General features: G+C 62.0%; 14 protein-coding genes. 11 read left to right on the top strand and 3 right to left on the bottom strand.

Going from position 1 to position 14,242, the window contains the following annotated elements; genetic code table 11:
* Window positions 1-16 precede the first annotated feature (16 nt).
* The 9 genes from ACZ5WT_RS15210 (at window position 17) to ACZ5WT_RS15170 (ending at window position 9,055) form a co-directional block, all read left to right on the top strand.
* Window positions 17-1,063 carry an ABC transporter permease gene (locus ACZ5WT_RS15210; protein WP_464284621.1) on the top strand — a complete coding sequence of 349 codons (1,047 nt, stop codon included), beginning with the start codon at window positions 17-19 and terminating at the stop codon, window positions 1,061-1,063.
* Between the two features lie 5 nt (window positions 1,064-1,068).
* On the top strand, window positions 1,069-1,947 hold the full coding sequence (locus ACZ5WT_RS15205; RefSeq protein WP_464287223.1) for an ABC transporter permease: 879 nt from the start codon (window positions 1,069-1,071) through the stop codon (window positions 1,945-1,947).
* Window positions 1,944-2,792, top strand: a complete 849-nt coding sequence (locus ACZ5WT_RS15200; RefSeq protein WP_464284620.1) for an ABC transporter ATP-binding protein — start codon at window positions 1,944-1,946, stop codon at window positions 2,790-2,792. Before ACZ5WT_RS15205 ends, ACZ5WT_RS15200 begins: the two co-directional genes overlap by 4 nt.
* Complete coding sequence (locus ACZ5WT_RS15195; protein WP_464284619.1) at window positions 2,789-3,526, top strand: ABC transporter ATP-binding protein; 738 nt, start codon at window positions 2,789-2,791, stop codon at window positions 3,524-3,526. The genes ACZ5WT_RS15200 and ACZ5WT_RS15195 overlap by 4 nt, the downstream gene beginning before the upstream one ends.
* Before the next feature lie 355 nt (window positions 3,527-3,881).
* Window positions 3,882-5,483, top strand: coding sequence for an outer membrane protein assembly factor BamB family protein (locus ACZ5WT_RS15190; protein WP_464284618.1), 1,602 nt, complete (start codon window positions 3,882-3,884; stop codon window positions 5,481-5,483).
* 102 nt (window positions 5,484-5,585) lie between these two features.
* Window positions 5,586-6,419 carry a substrate-binding periplasmic protein gene (locus ACZ5WT_RS15185; RefSeq protein ID WP_464284617.1) on the top strand — a complete coding sequence of 278 codons (834 nt, stop codon included), beginning with the start codon at window positions 5,586-5,588 and terminating at the stop codon, window positions 6,417-6,419.
* 77 nt (window positions 6,420-6,496) lie between these two features.
* A complete protein-coding gene (locus tag ACZ5WT_RS15180) occupies window positions 6,497-7,423 on the top strand; it encodes an ATP-binding cassette domain-containing protein (protein WP_464284616.1) in 927 nt (308 codons plus the stop codon).
* 77 nt (window positions 7,424-7,500) lie between these two features.
* Window positions 7,501-8,259, top strand: coding sequence for an ABC transporter permease (locus ACZ5WT_RS15175; protein ID WP_464287222.1), 759 nt, complete (start codon window positions 7,501-7,503; stop codon window positions 8,257-8,259).
* Window positions 8,260-8,263: 4 nt separating this feature from the next.
* On the top strand, window positions 8,264-9,055 hold the full coding sequence (locus tag ACZ5WT_RS15170) for a substrate-binding periplasmic protein (RefSeq protein ID WP_464284615.1): 792 nt from the start codon (window positions 8,264-8,266) through the stop codon (window positions 9,053-9,055).
* On the opposite strand, the gene ACZ5WT_RS15165 is transcribed toward ACZ5WT_RS15170, so the two are convergent.
* The 3 genes from ACZ5WT_RS15165 to ACZ5WT_RS15155 all read right to left on the bottom strand — a co-directional run bounded on the left by ACZ5WT_RS15165 (window position 9,052) and on the right by ACZ5WT_RS15155 (window position 10,715).
* Window positions 9,052-9,663, bottom strand: coding sequence for a zinc metalloprotease (locus tag ACZ5WT_RS15165; protein ID WP_464284614.1), 612 nt, complete (start codon window positions 9,661-9,663; stop codon window positions 9,052-9,054). The two genes, ACZ5WT_RS15170 and ACZ5WT_RS15165, sit on opposite strands and share 4 nt — an antisense overlap.
* Before the next feature lie 37 nt (window positions 9,664-9,700).
* Window positions 9,701-10,222 (bottom strand): c-type cytochrome, encoded by a 522-nt coding sequence (locus tag ACZ5WT_RS15160; RefSeq protein ID WP_464284613.1) that lies wholly within the window; start codon window positions 10,220-10,222, stop codon window positions 9,701-9,703.
* 142 nt (window positions 10,223-10,364) lie between these two features.
* Complete coding sequence (locus tag ACZ5WT_RS15155) at window positions 10,365-10,715, bottom strand: DUF2200 domain-containing protein (RefSeq protein WP_464284612.1); 351 nt, start codon at window positions 10,713-10,715, stop codon at window positions 10,365-10,367.
* A gap of 160 nt (window positions 10,716-10,875) precedes the next feature.
* On the opposite strand from ACZ5WT_RS15155, the gene ligD reads away from it, so the two are divergent.
* Both ligD and ku read left to right on the top strand, forming a co-directional pair.
* The gene (ligD, locus tag ACZ5WT_RS15150) at window positions 10,876-13,299 is read left to right on the top strand and encodes a DNA ligase D (RefSeq protein WP_464284611.1); all 2,424 of its coding nucleotides are present in this window, start codon (window positions 10,876-10,878) and stop codon (window positions 13,297-13,299) included.
* A gap of 41 nt (window positions 13,300-13,340) precedes the next feature.
* The gene (gene ku / locus ACZ5WT_RS15145; RefSeq protein ID WP_464284610.1) at window positions 13,341-14,237 is read left to right on the top strand and encodes a non-homologous end joining protein Ku; all 897 of its coding nucleotides are present in this window, start codon (window positions 13,341-13,343) and stop codon (window positions 14,235-14,237) included.
* Window positions 14,238-14,242: the final 5 nt, after the last annotated feature.

Here is a 14,242-nt window from a genome sequence, read left to right as displayed (position 1 = left end):
ATGCCAGGACCAAGCGTTGGCCGCCACGACTCCTCAGAACATCCAGCGACTTGGGCAATTTGCGTCCGGCCTGGTCACGATCGCCATCACCCTGCTTGGCCTGGTCGCGCTGACCTTCTTTATAGGTCGCGTCATTCCCATCGATCCCGTGCTGTCCATCGTCGGCGAAAAGGCGACGCAGGAAGCCTATGACAAGGTGTTCTACGAGCTTGGGCTCGACAAACCCCTCTGGGAGCAGTTCACGACCTACACGATGAAGCTGCTTCAGGGCGATTTCGGCACCTCGTTCACCACGACGCGCCCGGTGCTCTCCGACCTCCTGAGCTTCTTCCCCGCAACGCTGGAACTGGCGACACTGGGATTGATCATCGGGGTATTTCTGGGCGTGCCTGCAGGCGTTGCCTCGGCATACTGGCATGACAAGTGGCCCGACCACCTAATCCGCATCATTGGACTTGTCGGATATTCCGTCCCGATCTTCTGGCTGGGCCTCGTTGGCCTCTACATTTTCTACTACAAGCTCAGCTGGGTAGCTGGACCCGGGCAGATCGACGTTTTCTATGTCGGCATCGTCAAGCCGATTACCAATTCCATTCTGATCGACAGCGTCCTGCGCGGCGAGTGGACCGTGTTCTGGAACGCCGTCAGCCACATTATCCTCCCGGTCTGCCTGATCGGCTATTTCAGCCTGGCCTATATTTCCCGCATGACCCGCTCGCTGATGCTGGATCAGCTGAAGCAGGAATATGTGCTGACCGCACGGCTCAAGGGCGCAAGCGAACTCGAAGTCGTGCTTGGTCATGCCTTGCGCAACGCTGCCATCCCACTCGTCACCATCATCGCCTTGTCCTATGGCGGCCTTCTGGAAGGCTCGGTGCTGATCGAGACCGTGTTCGGGTGGCCAGGCATTGGCAACTACATCGCCTCTTCACTGTTTCGCGGCGACATCAATGCCGTGCTTGGCGGTACGTTCCTCGTCGGTGCCATTTTCATTCTGCTCAATCAACTTTCGGACGTGCTCTACGCGACGCTCGATCCGCGCACGCGGGAGGCACGCCGATGACCACGATGGATCAGGTCGGTAGCGCAGGCAGTGCGCGCTGGAAGCAGGTCGTCAGTTTCAGCCGGAGGTTTGCTCGCAATCCCCTCGGGATGTTCGGACTGTTCATCCTGCTCGTCCTGCTGTTTTGCGCCGCTTTTGCGCAGTGGATCACGCCCTACGATCCGTATCTGCCCAATCTCACCGCGCGGCTGACGGCCCCTGGCCCGGAATTCTGGCTGGGTTCTGACGAACTTGGCCGTGACGTGCTGAGCCGCGTCATCTACGGATCGCGGCTCACCCTGCTCATCGTCGGGCTCGTCATTGTCACCTCTGCTCCGATCGGCCTTCTGATTGGCGTCGTCGCCGGCACCTATGGCGGTTGGCTTGATGCGCTGTTCATGCGGGTGACCGACGTATTCCTGGCCGTGCCCAAGCTACTGCTGGCGCTGGCCTTCGTCGCGGCGCTAGGGCCGGGCATCGTCAATGCGGCGATCGCCATCACGCTGACTGCCTGGCCGCCCTATGCCCGCATGGCCCGCGCCGAGGCCCTCGCCGTCCGCAACAGCGACTATGTCAACGCCGTGCGGCTGGCAGGCGCATCGGAGCTTCACATCATCTTCTTCCACATCATCCCGATGTGCATGTCCTCGGTGATCGTGCGCATGACGCTGGATATGGCGGGCATCATCCTGACCGCCGCTGGCCTTGGTTTCATCGGCCTGGGTGCGCAGCCGCCCCTGCCCGAGTGGGGTGCGATGATATCCACCGGCCGCAAGTTCATCTTCGACCAGTGGTGGGTAGCGACCGTTCCCGGCTTTGCGATCTTCATCGTTTCGCTTGGTTTCAACCTGCTCGGCGACGCCATCCGCGACCTGCTCGACCCGCATCTGAAGGCACGGTCATGACCCGGCCCCTCGTCGAAATCGAAAATCTCCGCATCGCCTTTCCCACCGAAGACGGCGAATACCATCAGGCCGTGCGCGGCGTTTCCTTCAGCCTGGGGCGCGAAAAGCTCGGCATCGTAGGCGAGAGCGGCTCGGGCAAAAGCCTGTCGGGTCGCGCCTTGCTCGGCGTCTTGCCCGACTATGCGCGCATGCAGGCGGATGTGATGCGGTTCGACGGCATCGACCTGCTCAAGGCATCGCGCGGTGAACGCCGCAAGCTGCGTGGCGGCCGTCTCGGCATGGTATTGCAGGACCCCAAATTCTCGCTCAACCCGGTCATGCCGGTGGGTCAGCAGGTGGTTGAGGCGGTGCGTATCGGCGACCGCAAGATGAGCTACGCAGACGCTCGGAAAGCAACCATCGACATCCTCGAGAGCCTCCACATCCGCCAGCCCGAACTGGTTTTCGACCGTTATCCGCATGAGCTTTCCGGCGGCATGGGGCAGCGCATCATGATTGCCATGATGGTGGTGCGCGAACCGGATCTGCTGATCGCCGACGAACCCACCTCGGCCCTCGACGTAACCGTCCAACTCCAGGTGCTCTCAATCCTTGATGAACTGGTCACCCGTCGGCAAATGGGCCTGATCTTTATCAGCCACGACCTGCAACTGGTCAGCCGCTTCTGCGACCGCATCATCGTGATGTATGCGGGTCAGATCGTCGAAACCCTTAAGGCAAGCGAGCTGCACTCGGCCAAGCACGAATACACGCGCGGGCTGTTGGCGTGCCTGCCAACCATTGATGGACCTCTGGAGCCCTTGCCGACTCTACAACGCCAGTCATCCTGGAGGCAGGCGCTATGAGCGACCCAATCCTCAGCGTCGAAAACCTGTCGGTGCGCTTCGGCGCGTCCACGGCCGTCGACAATGCGAGCTTTGCCGTGCAGCGCGGCGAGAGCTTTGGCCTGGTGGGCGAAAGCGGCTCCGGCAAATCAACAATTCTGCGGACCATCATGGGCCTGAACCCGGATTGGTCTGGCAAGATCACCCTCGATGGTGCCCCTGCCCCCGGCCGGTCACGGCGCGACTTTGCCCAGCGCGCGCAGATGGTGTTCCAGGATCCCTATGCCTCGCTCCATCCCCGCCACCTGATTGGCAGGGCGATCGCCGAGCCAATGCGCATCCACGGCCTGCCGAATGCCGAAGGCCGTACGATGGAACTGCTGGAGCTGATTGGCCTGGGCCGCGCCTTTGCCTACCGCTACCCCCACGAATTGTCCGGCGGCCAGCGGCAGCGCGTAGCCATTGCACGGGCCCTGGCGCTATCGCCAAAGGTCCTGCTGCTTGACGAGCCGACATCGGCACTGGACGTGTCCATCCAGGCGGAGATCCTCAATCTGCTCAATTCGCTGCGGACTGAGCTGGGACTGACCTTCGTGATCGTCAGTCACAACCTCGCGGTGGTCTCCTACATGTGCGACCGCTTCATGGTCATGCAGAACGCCAAATACGTTGAGACGGTCACCCGCCAGCAGTTGCTGGACCGCGACCTGCAGCAGAATTATACGCGCGAATTCGTAGCCGCCAGCGCCCTCTGAAGGCCCGCTCGTAACCCATTGCACCCTTTGGTCTTGTCCACCCAGGCGCCGCCCGACAGCGGCGCCTGGGTGGCCGTGGCGTGAGTTAAGTACGCCTAAAGTCTAAGTACGACACCTTAGAATGTGTGTCACCTTGTCGCACCTCTTGGCTTGCAGCTGCCCCTTTGGAGCTGGCCAAATTTATCAGAAGTGGCGGACCAAGCCGAGCGTTAAGGATATTGAACAGAGGAGGCATCTTATGAATGCTCGTCGGAGACTGAACGCGGTCATTGCGATCGCTACTTCGATGCTTGCGGTACAAGCTGCGGTAGCACAAGAAAACCCGATCGACGCAATTACGCCGGTTACCAACGATATGTTGCTTAATCCGCCCGACGGCGACTGGTTGATGTGGCGCCGCACCTACGATGGCTGGGGATACAGCCCGCTCGAAGAGATCAACAAGGAAAACGTCGGCAAACTGGAACTGGCCTGGTCCTGGGGCATGAGCCCCGGCCGCACCCAGGAAACACCGCTGGTGCATGACGGTGTCCTGTTTCTGCAAAACGCCGACCATCGCATTCAGGCGCTCAACGCTGCCACTGGCGACCTGATCTGGGAATATCAGTACGAACTGCCCGATGACGTAAATCCGGGCGGCGAGCGCTCCAAGGCCATCTTCGGCAACAACCTCTATATCGCAACGCGCGACGCCCACATCATCGCGCTCGATGTCAAGACCGGCAAGCTGGTCTGGGACCAGCAAGTCGCCGACTACAACAAGGGCTTTGCCTATTCGAGCGGTCCGCTCGTTGCCAACGGCGTCGTCATCCAGGGCATGACCAGCTGCAGCAATGCGCAGCCCGGCGGGTGCTTCTTCACCGGCCACGACACCGAAACCGGCAAGGAACTCTGGCGGGTCAACACCATCGCCCGTGGCGACACACCCGAAGGCAACAGCTGGAACGGTCTGCCGCTCGAAAGCCGCTACGGCGCTTCGGCCTGGATCACCGGCTCCTACGATCCCGAGCAGAACCTGATCTTCGCCGGCGTGGGCCAGCCCTATCCGTGGAACGTCGAGATCGCGGGGCTGACCCCTCCCAGCTCGGACCCCAAATTCACCAACGAGGCGCTCTACACCAACTCCACTCTCGCCATCGACCCCACCAGCGGCGACCTGAAGTGGTACCACCAGTACCTCCCCACTGACTCGCTCGACCTCGACTATGTTTATGAGCGCATGCTCATCGACAACATGCTGGTGACCACCGGCAAGCTCGGCATCATCGAGGCTATCGACCGGACCGACGGCAAGTGGCTGTGGGCCAAGGAAACCGTGCCGCAGAACGTCGTTCTTTCGATCGACCAGACAACCGGCAAGAAGGAAATCAATCCGGAAGTCATTCCGGTGATTGGCGAAACCACCTTCAACTGCCCGGCCGACCCAGGCGGGCGCGCATGGCAGGCCACGTCCTACAGCCCCAAGACCGGGGCAATCTATCTGCCAACCGTCGAGTTCTGCTCCAACACCACGGTCAACCCGCTCGATCCCGGCCAGATCTATACCGGCGGCGGCCTGCAGACTTACTCTCGTGTTCCCAACCCCGACAGCGACGGCAATATCGGCCAGGTGCGCGCCATCAAGCTCTCTGACAAGTCGGAGATGTGGCAGTACCGGCAGTATGCACCTGTCACCACCTCCACCCTGCCGACCGCTGGTGGTGTTGTGTTCGTCGGTACCCTCGACCGCAAGCTCATCGCCTTTGACGATGAAACCGGTGATGTCCTTTGGGAAAGCGGCAAGCTGAGCAACTCGCTCGAGTCCTTCCCGATCACCTACGAGGCCAACGGCAAGCAGTATGTGGCCGTGGTGGCGAACTTCGGCAACGGCCTCGGCCGCCTGCAGTCGCTGACCCCGGACGTGAAACTGCCACCGAATAACCCCGTGGCGCTCTACGTCTTCGCCCTGCCCGAATAACGGCCGGAGCCTTCTCAAATCGCCCGGGCGGCAGGTCCCCTGTACCGCCCGGGCGCGTTTTCCAGAGGTCCGAACGTGCCGGTTTTGTTTGCGTTTTTCCGAGTGACTGCCGTCCTGCTTACGTTGGCGGCGCCAGCAACCGTAGCAAGCGCAATTTCCGCGCTGGCCCAGGAGGCTGAGTTCAACGACGTCCCCTACGCTGATGGCCAGTGGCAGATCGGTCGCCGCCTTGATGAATCCCAATTGCGCTACTGTGTCGACAAACGCGACACCGACTGGGAAGTGGCCGGAGCCGTCGCCGACGCCATCGCCTCGGGGCTGCTGCTCGAACCCCAACGCTATGTGGTGGAGAGCAACATTGTCCTCGAGGATCTCACCAAGATCTATGCGCGGATGCTGGAGCACTGCGATGTCTATATGGGCTTCAAGCTGATCCCGGAGGGCTACGCCAACTGGGTCTCTCTGACCCGCGCCTACTATGAAACCGACTATGTCTTCGTCACCGCCGATGCCGACCTGCAGCGTCTGGCGGACCTCCCACCCGATGGTGCCATCGGTGCAGCTATTGGCACGACGGCCCATATCCGTCTGGTTTCCTACCTGAAGGCCCTGCCGGCCGGGCAACGCTGGACCACCTTTCCCTACGGTTCCAACGAACTCGCCCTGGAGTCTCTGCTCAACGGTTCCGTCGATATTGCGCTGGTCTGGGCACCCAACCTCTGGGCCAAGCAGCGGGACGACGCGGCCTATGCAGGCCTCCATGTCATCGACCCATCTCCGCTGCCGCCTACCAAGCTCAGCGTCGGCGCCATCGTGCTCGCCAACCAAACCTTCCTGCGCAATGCCATCGACGAGGCGATTTCGGCGCTAAGCGCCGACGGGACGTTCACGAAGATCTACGAGAGCTTCGCTTTTCCGGCCACAGTTGTTCCCTGATGCCAGATCAGCCCGCGTCTGTTTCCCCCTCGCCCGCTATCCGTGTCGACGCCGTTTCCAAGCGCTACGGGCGCACCTTGGCGCTCGATGGCGTCAGCTTTGATGTGCGCGACAAGGAGCTGTTCGCCCTGTTGGGCCCGAACGGCGCCGGGAAGACCACGCTGCTGCACATCCTGTCCACCATTCTGCGACCCGACAGCGGCGTAGCCATGGTCGGAGGCTTCGACGTGGCGCGGCAGCCGCTCGCCGCGCGCGAGCGCCTCGGCATCGTCTTCCAGGAACCCAGCCTCGACGATCGCCTGACCGTGCAGGAAAACCTTGACCTGCACGCCCTGGTGTTTGGTGTTCCACGATGGTTGGCCCGGCAGCGCATTGAGGAAATGCTGGAGCTGGTCGAACTCACGGAATGGGCAAAAAGGCCCGCCAAAACCCTGTCATCGGGCATGAAGCGGCGGCTGGAGATCGCCAGGGCCCTGATCCACGATTCCGAGATCCTGTTGTTGGACGAGCCCACCGTCGGGCTCGACGCGCAGACCCGCGAACGCATCTGGTCTTACATTCGACGGCTTCGCGTCGAGCGCGACATCACGGTTTTGGTGACCACCCATTACATTGAAGAGGTCGAAGGCTGCGACCGCGTTTGCATTGTCGACGGCGGAAAGGTGCTGGCCCTCGATACGCCCGATGCCCTCAAGCACGCACATGGCCAGACGCTGGTGCGCGTGACGCCCGCCAATGAGGGCGTCCGCGAGGCCCTGAGCACCCGCTTTGCCGACAGGCTAACCGGAAAGCAGGATGGCGAGATTACCCTTGTCAGCGACGAGGCGTTCATCGCGGACATGCTGGCCGAGTTCGGCACACAGATCACGGCGCTCAAGGTCGAGGCGCCGAGCCTGGCGTCGGTCTTTCTGTCCCTTACCGGGCGCGATTTGCGCGACCGGGCGGCGGGCGCGCGCGAACAAACCCTTTCCTTCGGACGGCGCGGGGGAGAACACACCAGATGAGCGAAGGTCGGAAAATGCGTCGGCGTTCTCCCCTCATGGTGCAACTCGGGGGTCTCTATGGACTGTGGTTGAGGGAAGTGAAGCGCGCCTTCCGAGATCGTGGCCAGCTCATCGGCGGGGTCAGCCGGCCGATCCTCTGGGTGCTGATCCTGGGCATTGGTCTGAACCCCTACTTCCGGGGCGAGGCCTATGGCGAAGTCACCTTCGTCGTCCCCTTCACCTACCTGCAGTTCATTTTTCCTGCGGTGATCGCGCTCAACATCATGTTCACGTCGGTGCAGTCTGCCGTTTCGGTGATCTGGGATCGTGAATTCGGCTACCTCCGCGAGGTGCTGGTATCGCCCCTCACACGAGCAACGGTGCTGCTGGGCAAGATTCTGGGTGGCACAACCGTGGCCGTGCTGCATGGCTCTCTGGTGCTTATCCTCGCCCGCTTCGCCGACGTATCGCTGTCCTTCGCCGACGTTCTCAAAGCCCTCGGGCTGATGGTGCTGCTGGCATTTGCGCTTACCTCGCTGGGCGTGGTCATCGCCAACCGCATCCGCAGTTTCGAAGGGTTCGGCATTTTCTCGAACGCCGTGATCCTGCCGCTTTACTTCACCTCCAGCTCGATCTTTCCGCTCGACCCGGCCCTGAGCAAGGCGCAGACGCGCGTCGTTTATCCCGACTGGCTGGTGACAATTGTTGAATACAATCCCCTCACCTATGCAGTAGACGCCCTGCGCGGCGTGCTGATCAACTACAACCAGTTTCCGCCCTGGACCGGCATTACGGTGATGGTCGTTGCCGGCGTCGTGCTGTTCAGCATCGCTCTCTACGATTTCCGCCGGGCATGACGCCGTGATTTCGTCCGACACCATTCGCCATGGCCTGAGCGTCGCCGCTGTTGTGGCACTGCTGGTCGGACTGAGCCTGCTGCCGCCCGACACTTCCCTTCGAGAGGTGGAGGCCACAGCCACGCTCAAGGCCTGCGTGCCGCCCCTCTACCCACCTCTGGTTACCGGCGATCCGGAGAAGCCCGGCATCGATATCGAACTGCTGCGCGCTGTTGCCGAGCGCATGGGTGTGTCTCTGCTGATCAGCGAAAACCGCGCGATGGGCCGCGATTTTAACCCGCGCAACTGGAACCTCAACCGCGCCCAATGCCAGGTGATTGCAGGCGGTGTCGTGGACTCAGTGCAAACCCGGTCCTTCCTCGAAACAGGGCCGGCTTACGCAGAAACCGGCTGGGCTGTGGTGTCGCCGACCCCGCTCGCCTCGATTGAAGGCCGCACCATTGGCACGCTCGCACTCGTTTCGGGCCTAGATCGCATCGGATTGGCAAGTTGGCTTCGCGCGCAGAACGTAACGGCGCGCGTTGTCCCCAGCCCCGAGGCGCTCGTTGCCGGGATTGCCGATAAGACGTTTGATGCCGGAATTACCGAGGCCATGCTGGCCTCCAGGCTCGCCGAAGAGAATGGTTGGACAGTGGCCTGGGCGCCGCCACCGCTTGGTCGGTACAATCTGGTATTCGGGCTCTGGAAGGGCGACATCACGCTCAAACGCGCCATCGAGGCGGCATTCGCCGATCTGTCCGCTGACGGCACGCTTGCCGCCATTCTCGATCGCTACAGCGCCGCGCCGATCGATTAACCCGCCCCCAGCACCAGCGGCGCCACGATGGCATAGGCCGGAGCCAGCACCATCCGCGTTAGCCCCGCCACGGAAACCAGCAGCAGCCCAACGCCGATCCACAGTCCCACCCCGGACGGCAGCCGGATTCCCGCTGCTTCAAGCAGATACCCGCCCACCAGCGGCGGCACCGGCAGTAGGGTGAACAGGGACATCCAAACGCACAAGGGCGCAGCGGCGCGGAGAAAGGCCGCGGTCGTCAGACCGGCAGTGTATGGCAGCAGCGTCAGCGCAGGGATAACCAACTGCAGGCACAGGTAGCCAAGCACCAGCAACACGACACTTCCCGATAGGGCGATGAGAACCAGGCCCCATCGCCCGAACCGCAGTTGCGCAGCCTCAACCGCAAACGGCTTGCTCCACCCGAAGCCCGACAACACCAGCGACACGAGCCCGATCAGGTCCACATGCACCAGCGTCAGCAGTGTCAACCGACCATCATCGCGCGGGCCCCTGTCGCCCAGCAGCACGGCAACTGCCGCGACCGTCGCGCCCTGCACCGTGGCGATGATCAGCCCCGCAAGAAGCCGAAACAGGACCAGCTGGACGGTCAGCTCCGAGCCGATCACGCCGGACTCGGAGAACCGTTGGCGGCTTTTACAGCCATCATTTTTCGATGGTCAGCTCGTAGAGCGCGTCCGAGCTGGCTGGCAGCGGCGCGCCGGCAGAGAAGCCGTTCCGCTTGAGGATATAGGCCATCAGATCGGCATAGGTGCTCTCGGAGAAGCGGCCCGGCGAGTCCGGCGGCATCGTCGCGCTCATCACATCGAACAGCACGCCGGCGGGTGCACCGCTGGCATACTTCCCCTCAAAGCTCAGGCCGCGCAGCGGCGGTCCGCCGAGCAACCCGCCCCGCAGGTCATCGCCGTGGCATTCCACGCAATATTTCTTGAAATTCGTTTCGCCGCGATCGGCCTGGTCAGTTGCGTAAGAAACCGGCTTTGCGGCCGCTGCGGCTGCAGCTTGGGCAACCAGGATACGGGCTTCGACGTGCTGCACGACGGCAGCCGGATTGCTCGCCGGGGCCTCAACCCCATTGGCGATCCCCGTCACAGTCAGAAGCGCCACGCTCACCGAGGCAATCCCGGCAGCGCCACCAAACATCCGCATCGCACGTTTCTTGCTCATTGAAACCCTCCTCATCGGACGGCAATAGCGCGGAAAAAACGAAGTGCCGTCAGTTTCTGCAATGCACTAACGAAGCCGACCCAAGCGCTCATTGCAACAGGTTTGTGCCGAGAAGTCTCAACGACCGCCAGATCGCCCGCAGCTACTTGCGCAGGATCTTCTCCATCGCCTTTCCCTTGGCGAGCTCGTCGATCAGCTTATCCATGTAGCGGATTTCGCGCATGGTGGGTTCTTCGATGTTCTCCACGCGCACACCGCAGATCACGCCGGTGATCAGCGATCGCGCAGGGTTGAGCTGCGGCGCCTGGGCGAAGAAATCCTCAAGGGTGGTGGGGCCCGCCATGACCGCATCCAGCGATGACTGGTCATGCCCGGTCAACCAGCGCAGGACCTCATCCACCTCAGCTTTGGTGCGCCCCTTCTTCTCCGCCTTGGCGATGTAGAGCGGATAGACGCTCCCGACGCTGATTGAGTAGATTCTGTGCCTGGTCATCTGTCCTCTTTCGCGCGGCGCCCTCCGTCTATGTCGTCGCACGCGACGGATAAAAATCCAACCTTTGCGCTGCCACCTGCCGTCATTGACGGAGGTTGCACAATGTTTCGTCCCGGTTGCACAATGCTTCAACGGCCCGTTGGCCGGGGAGCCGACTTGCGTGGACAAGCTTCAGGCCTACCATAACAAGCGCGATTTCGCGACCACCTCGGAACCAGAGGGTGCGTCCGGCGATGGCAGCGGGCGCTTCGTGGTTCACAAGCATTCCGCCACGGCCGACCATTATGACCTGCGGCTCGAACTCAACGGGGTCCTCAAGAGTTGGGCCGTGCCAAAGGGCCCTTCCCTCAATCCCGCAGACAAGCGCTTTGCCGCCGCGACCGAGGATCACCCCATCGAGTATCTCGATTTCGAAGGGGTCATTCCTGCCGGGGAATATGGCGGCGGCCCGATGATCGTCTGGGACACCGGCACCTGGGCCCCGATGGGTGATCCGGTCAACGATCTCGCCAAAGGCGCGTTCAAGTTCCGGCTGGTGGGCGAAAAGCTCCGCGGCGGCTGGATGCTCACTCGCCTCAAGGGCAAGCCCGAGGACGCCGGGCGTGAAGGCTGGTTGCTGTTCAAGGAACGCGACACTGCGATGGACACCGAGCGCGACATTCTCGCCGAACGTCCGGAAAGCGTAAAGTCCGGGTTGCGCATCGAAGAACTGCTTGAGACGCCAGCACCCGCGAAAAAGCCGGTGCGCCCGCAGCCTGGCAGGCTTGCAGGAGCAATCAAGGCGCCCATGCCGCATGGCATCCAGATGCAACTCGCCACGCCTGCGGCCACGCCACCCGACAAGGGCGATTGGCTTCACGAAATCAAGTTCGATGGCTATCGCACCCTGGCTTATGTGAAGGACAAGTCCGCCCAACTGATCACGCGAGGCGGGCTCGATTGGACCAAGCGATATGGCGATCTGCCTGCCGCTTTCGCCGCACTGGACTGCAAGGAAGCCGTGATCGACGGCGAGATTGTCGTGCTGGATGCCAAGGGGGTCAGCAATTTTGGCAAGTTGCAGGACGCCCTGGCGAACGGAGCGCAGAACAAGCTGGTCTTCTATGCCTTCGACCTGCTGCACCTCGACGGCTGGGATCTGCGCGCCGTTCCCCTCATCAAGCGAAAGGCGATGCTGGCACAGGTCCTCGCCGGCCATATTGGTAGCCGCACGGCCATCCAGTTCAGTGACCACGTCGAGGGCGATGGCCGTCCGCTCTACCAGAGTGCATCCGAACATGAGCTGGAGGGCATCGTTTCCAAGCGCGCCAGCGGCGTCCATATCGACGGGCGCTCATCCAGCTGGCTCAAGATCAAGGCGCTCAAGGTGGGAGATTTCACCATCGCCGGCTACAGCGTCAGCCCCGAGAATGGCGGCATCGGCGCGCTGGCGATGGCCGAATGGGTGGGCGATGACCTGGTCTATCGCGGCAAGGTCGGGTCCGGCATCGATGCGGCCACGATGCGAGCTCTGGTCAAGCGGCTCGAGGCGCTGCGGATTGACGATCCCCTCCCCGGCGCGCCCAAGGAAATCATACCGATCAAGCCAACGCTGGCGGCGCGCGTGCAGTATGCCGCGATCACCAGCGACGGCATGTTGCGCCACGCTGTCTTCAAGGGGCTTCGGGAGGCTGAGTTGACCACCAAACTGGTAACCCCACGCAAACGCCTCATCACCGACGCCGACCTCGCAGGCATCTGGGTCACCAACCCGACGCGGCGCCTGTTCGGCAAATCAGGCCCGACCAAGCTCGAGATCGCGGTCTACTATGCGGCCGTGGGCGACTACATGCTGCCGCATCTGTTCAATCGCCCCGTGTCGCTGTTCCGCTGCCCGACGGCGAAGCCCGAAGGGTGCTTTTTTCAGCGCCACCCCTTCACCGGCATGCCCAGCACCCTGCGCAGCTTCACCACCGAGAACTCCGAGGGCGAGAAGCAAACCTATATCGCGGTCGAAGACACCAAGGGCTATCTGGCCTTGGCGCAGTTCGGGGTCGTCGAATTTCACGCCTGGGGCACCCACCAGCGCCACCTCGACAAGCCCGACCGCGTCATCTTCGATCTCGACCCCGGCGAAGGCGTTGTATGGCGCGATGTGGTGAATGCGGCTGTCCACCTGCGCGGCGAACTGGAAGCCATGGGGCTCGTGCCCTTCGTCAAGACTTCCGGCGGCAAGGGCGTTCATATCGTGGTGCCGACCACCCAGAAGCTCGGCTGGAAACAGGCGCATGCCGCCTGCGCCGCTATCGCCACCAAGCTGGCCGCAACGAGCCCCGATACCTTTGTTACGACGATGGGCGCGCAGAACCGCAAGGGCCGGATATTCATCGACTATCACCGCAATGCCCGCAGCGCGACAGCAGTGGCAGCCTATTCGCTCAGGGCCCGCCCTCACCTTCCTGTGTCGACGCCAGTTGATTGGCGCGATCTAGAAGCCATCGACTCTCCATCGGACCTGAATTATTCTTCCATTCCCGGATTGTTAACCACAACCGGCGACCCATGGGCCGATATTAACGAGTCCGAACGGGACCTCGCGCCATGATTTCTTCAGACGATGTTGTAGTTCCTGCGTAGGAGGCCGCCTTGGCGCCCAGAGCGAGTTGGAAGGGTCAACTGAGGCTGAGCCTCGTCAGTTGTCAGGTGAAACTATTCCCCGCAACATCCGCATCGGAGCGGATTACTTTCAATCAGCTACACAAGGACACCCACAACCGCATCAATATGAAGGCGGTCGACCCCGAACTGGGCATGGTGGAGCGGTCCGATCTGGTGCGCGGCTACGAGTACGAGCCCAAGCAATACATCATCATCGATGACGCTGACATTGACGCCGTGCGGATCGAGTCCAACCACACGATGAACATCGAGGCCTTTGTCGACGCCAGCGAAGTCGACGTTCTCTACCAGGACTCGCCCTACTATCTCGCTCCCGACGGAGCCATGGCGGAAGAGACCTTTGTAGTCCTGCGCGAAGCGCTGCGGAAGAGCGGCAAGGTCGCCATTGCCCGCCTGGTGCTGACCAGCCGCGAACGGGTGATCACCATCGGTGCCCGAGACAATGGCATGTTCGTGACAACCCTGCGCAATCCGAACGAAGTGCGTGGCAGTGCTGAATATTTTGACAATATCCCGATCGGCAAGCCCGATCCGGAAATGCTCGATCTGGCGCAAAAGCTGATCGAGCAGAAGGTCACGACCTTCAATCCCAAGAACTACGAAGACCGCTATGAGCAGGCCCTGATGGCCATGATCCGCGAGAAGCTCAAGGGCCATCAGCCGATCGTCGCCGCAGCGCCGGAACGTGGCAATGTCATCAACCTGATGGATGCCCTCAAGGCCAGCCTTGGCGAGGCCAAGCCGGCAGCGAAGAGCAAGGCCAAAGCTCCCGCCAAGGAAGCGCCCGCGAAGGTGTCACTCAAGGCAGCCCTTGAGGCCAGCAAGGCCACGGCCCCCAAGGCGGCGCCCAAGAAAAAGGCTTAACAACG

It is taken from the genome of Devosia sp. T2-14, from assembly GCF_055397495.1.
The sequence above is the reverse complement of the archived record's forward strand: the minus strand, read 5'-3'. Positions and strand labels throughout refer to the sequence as shown.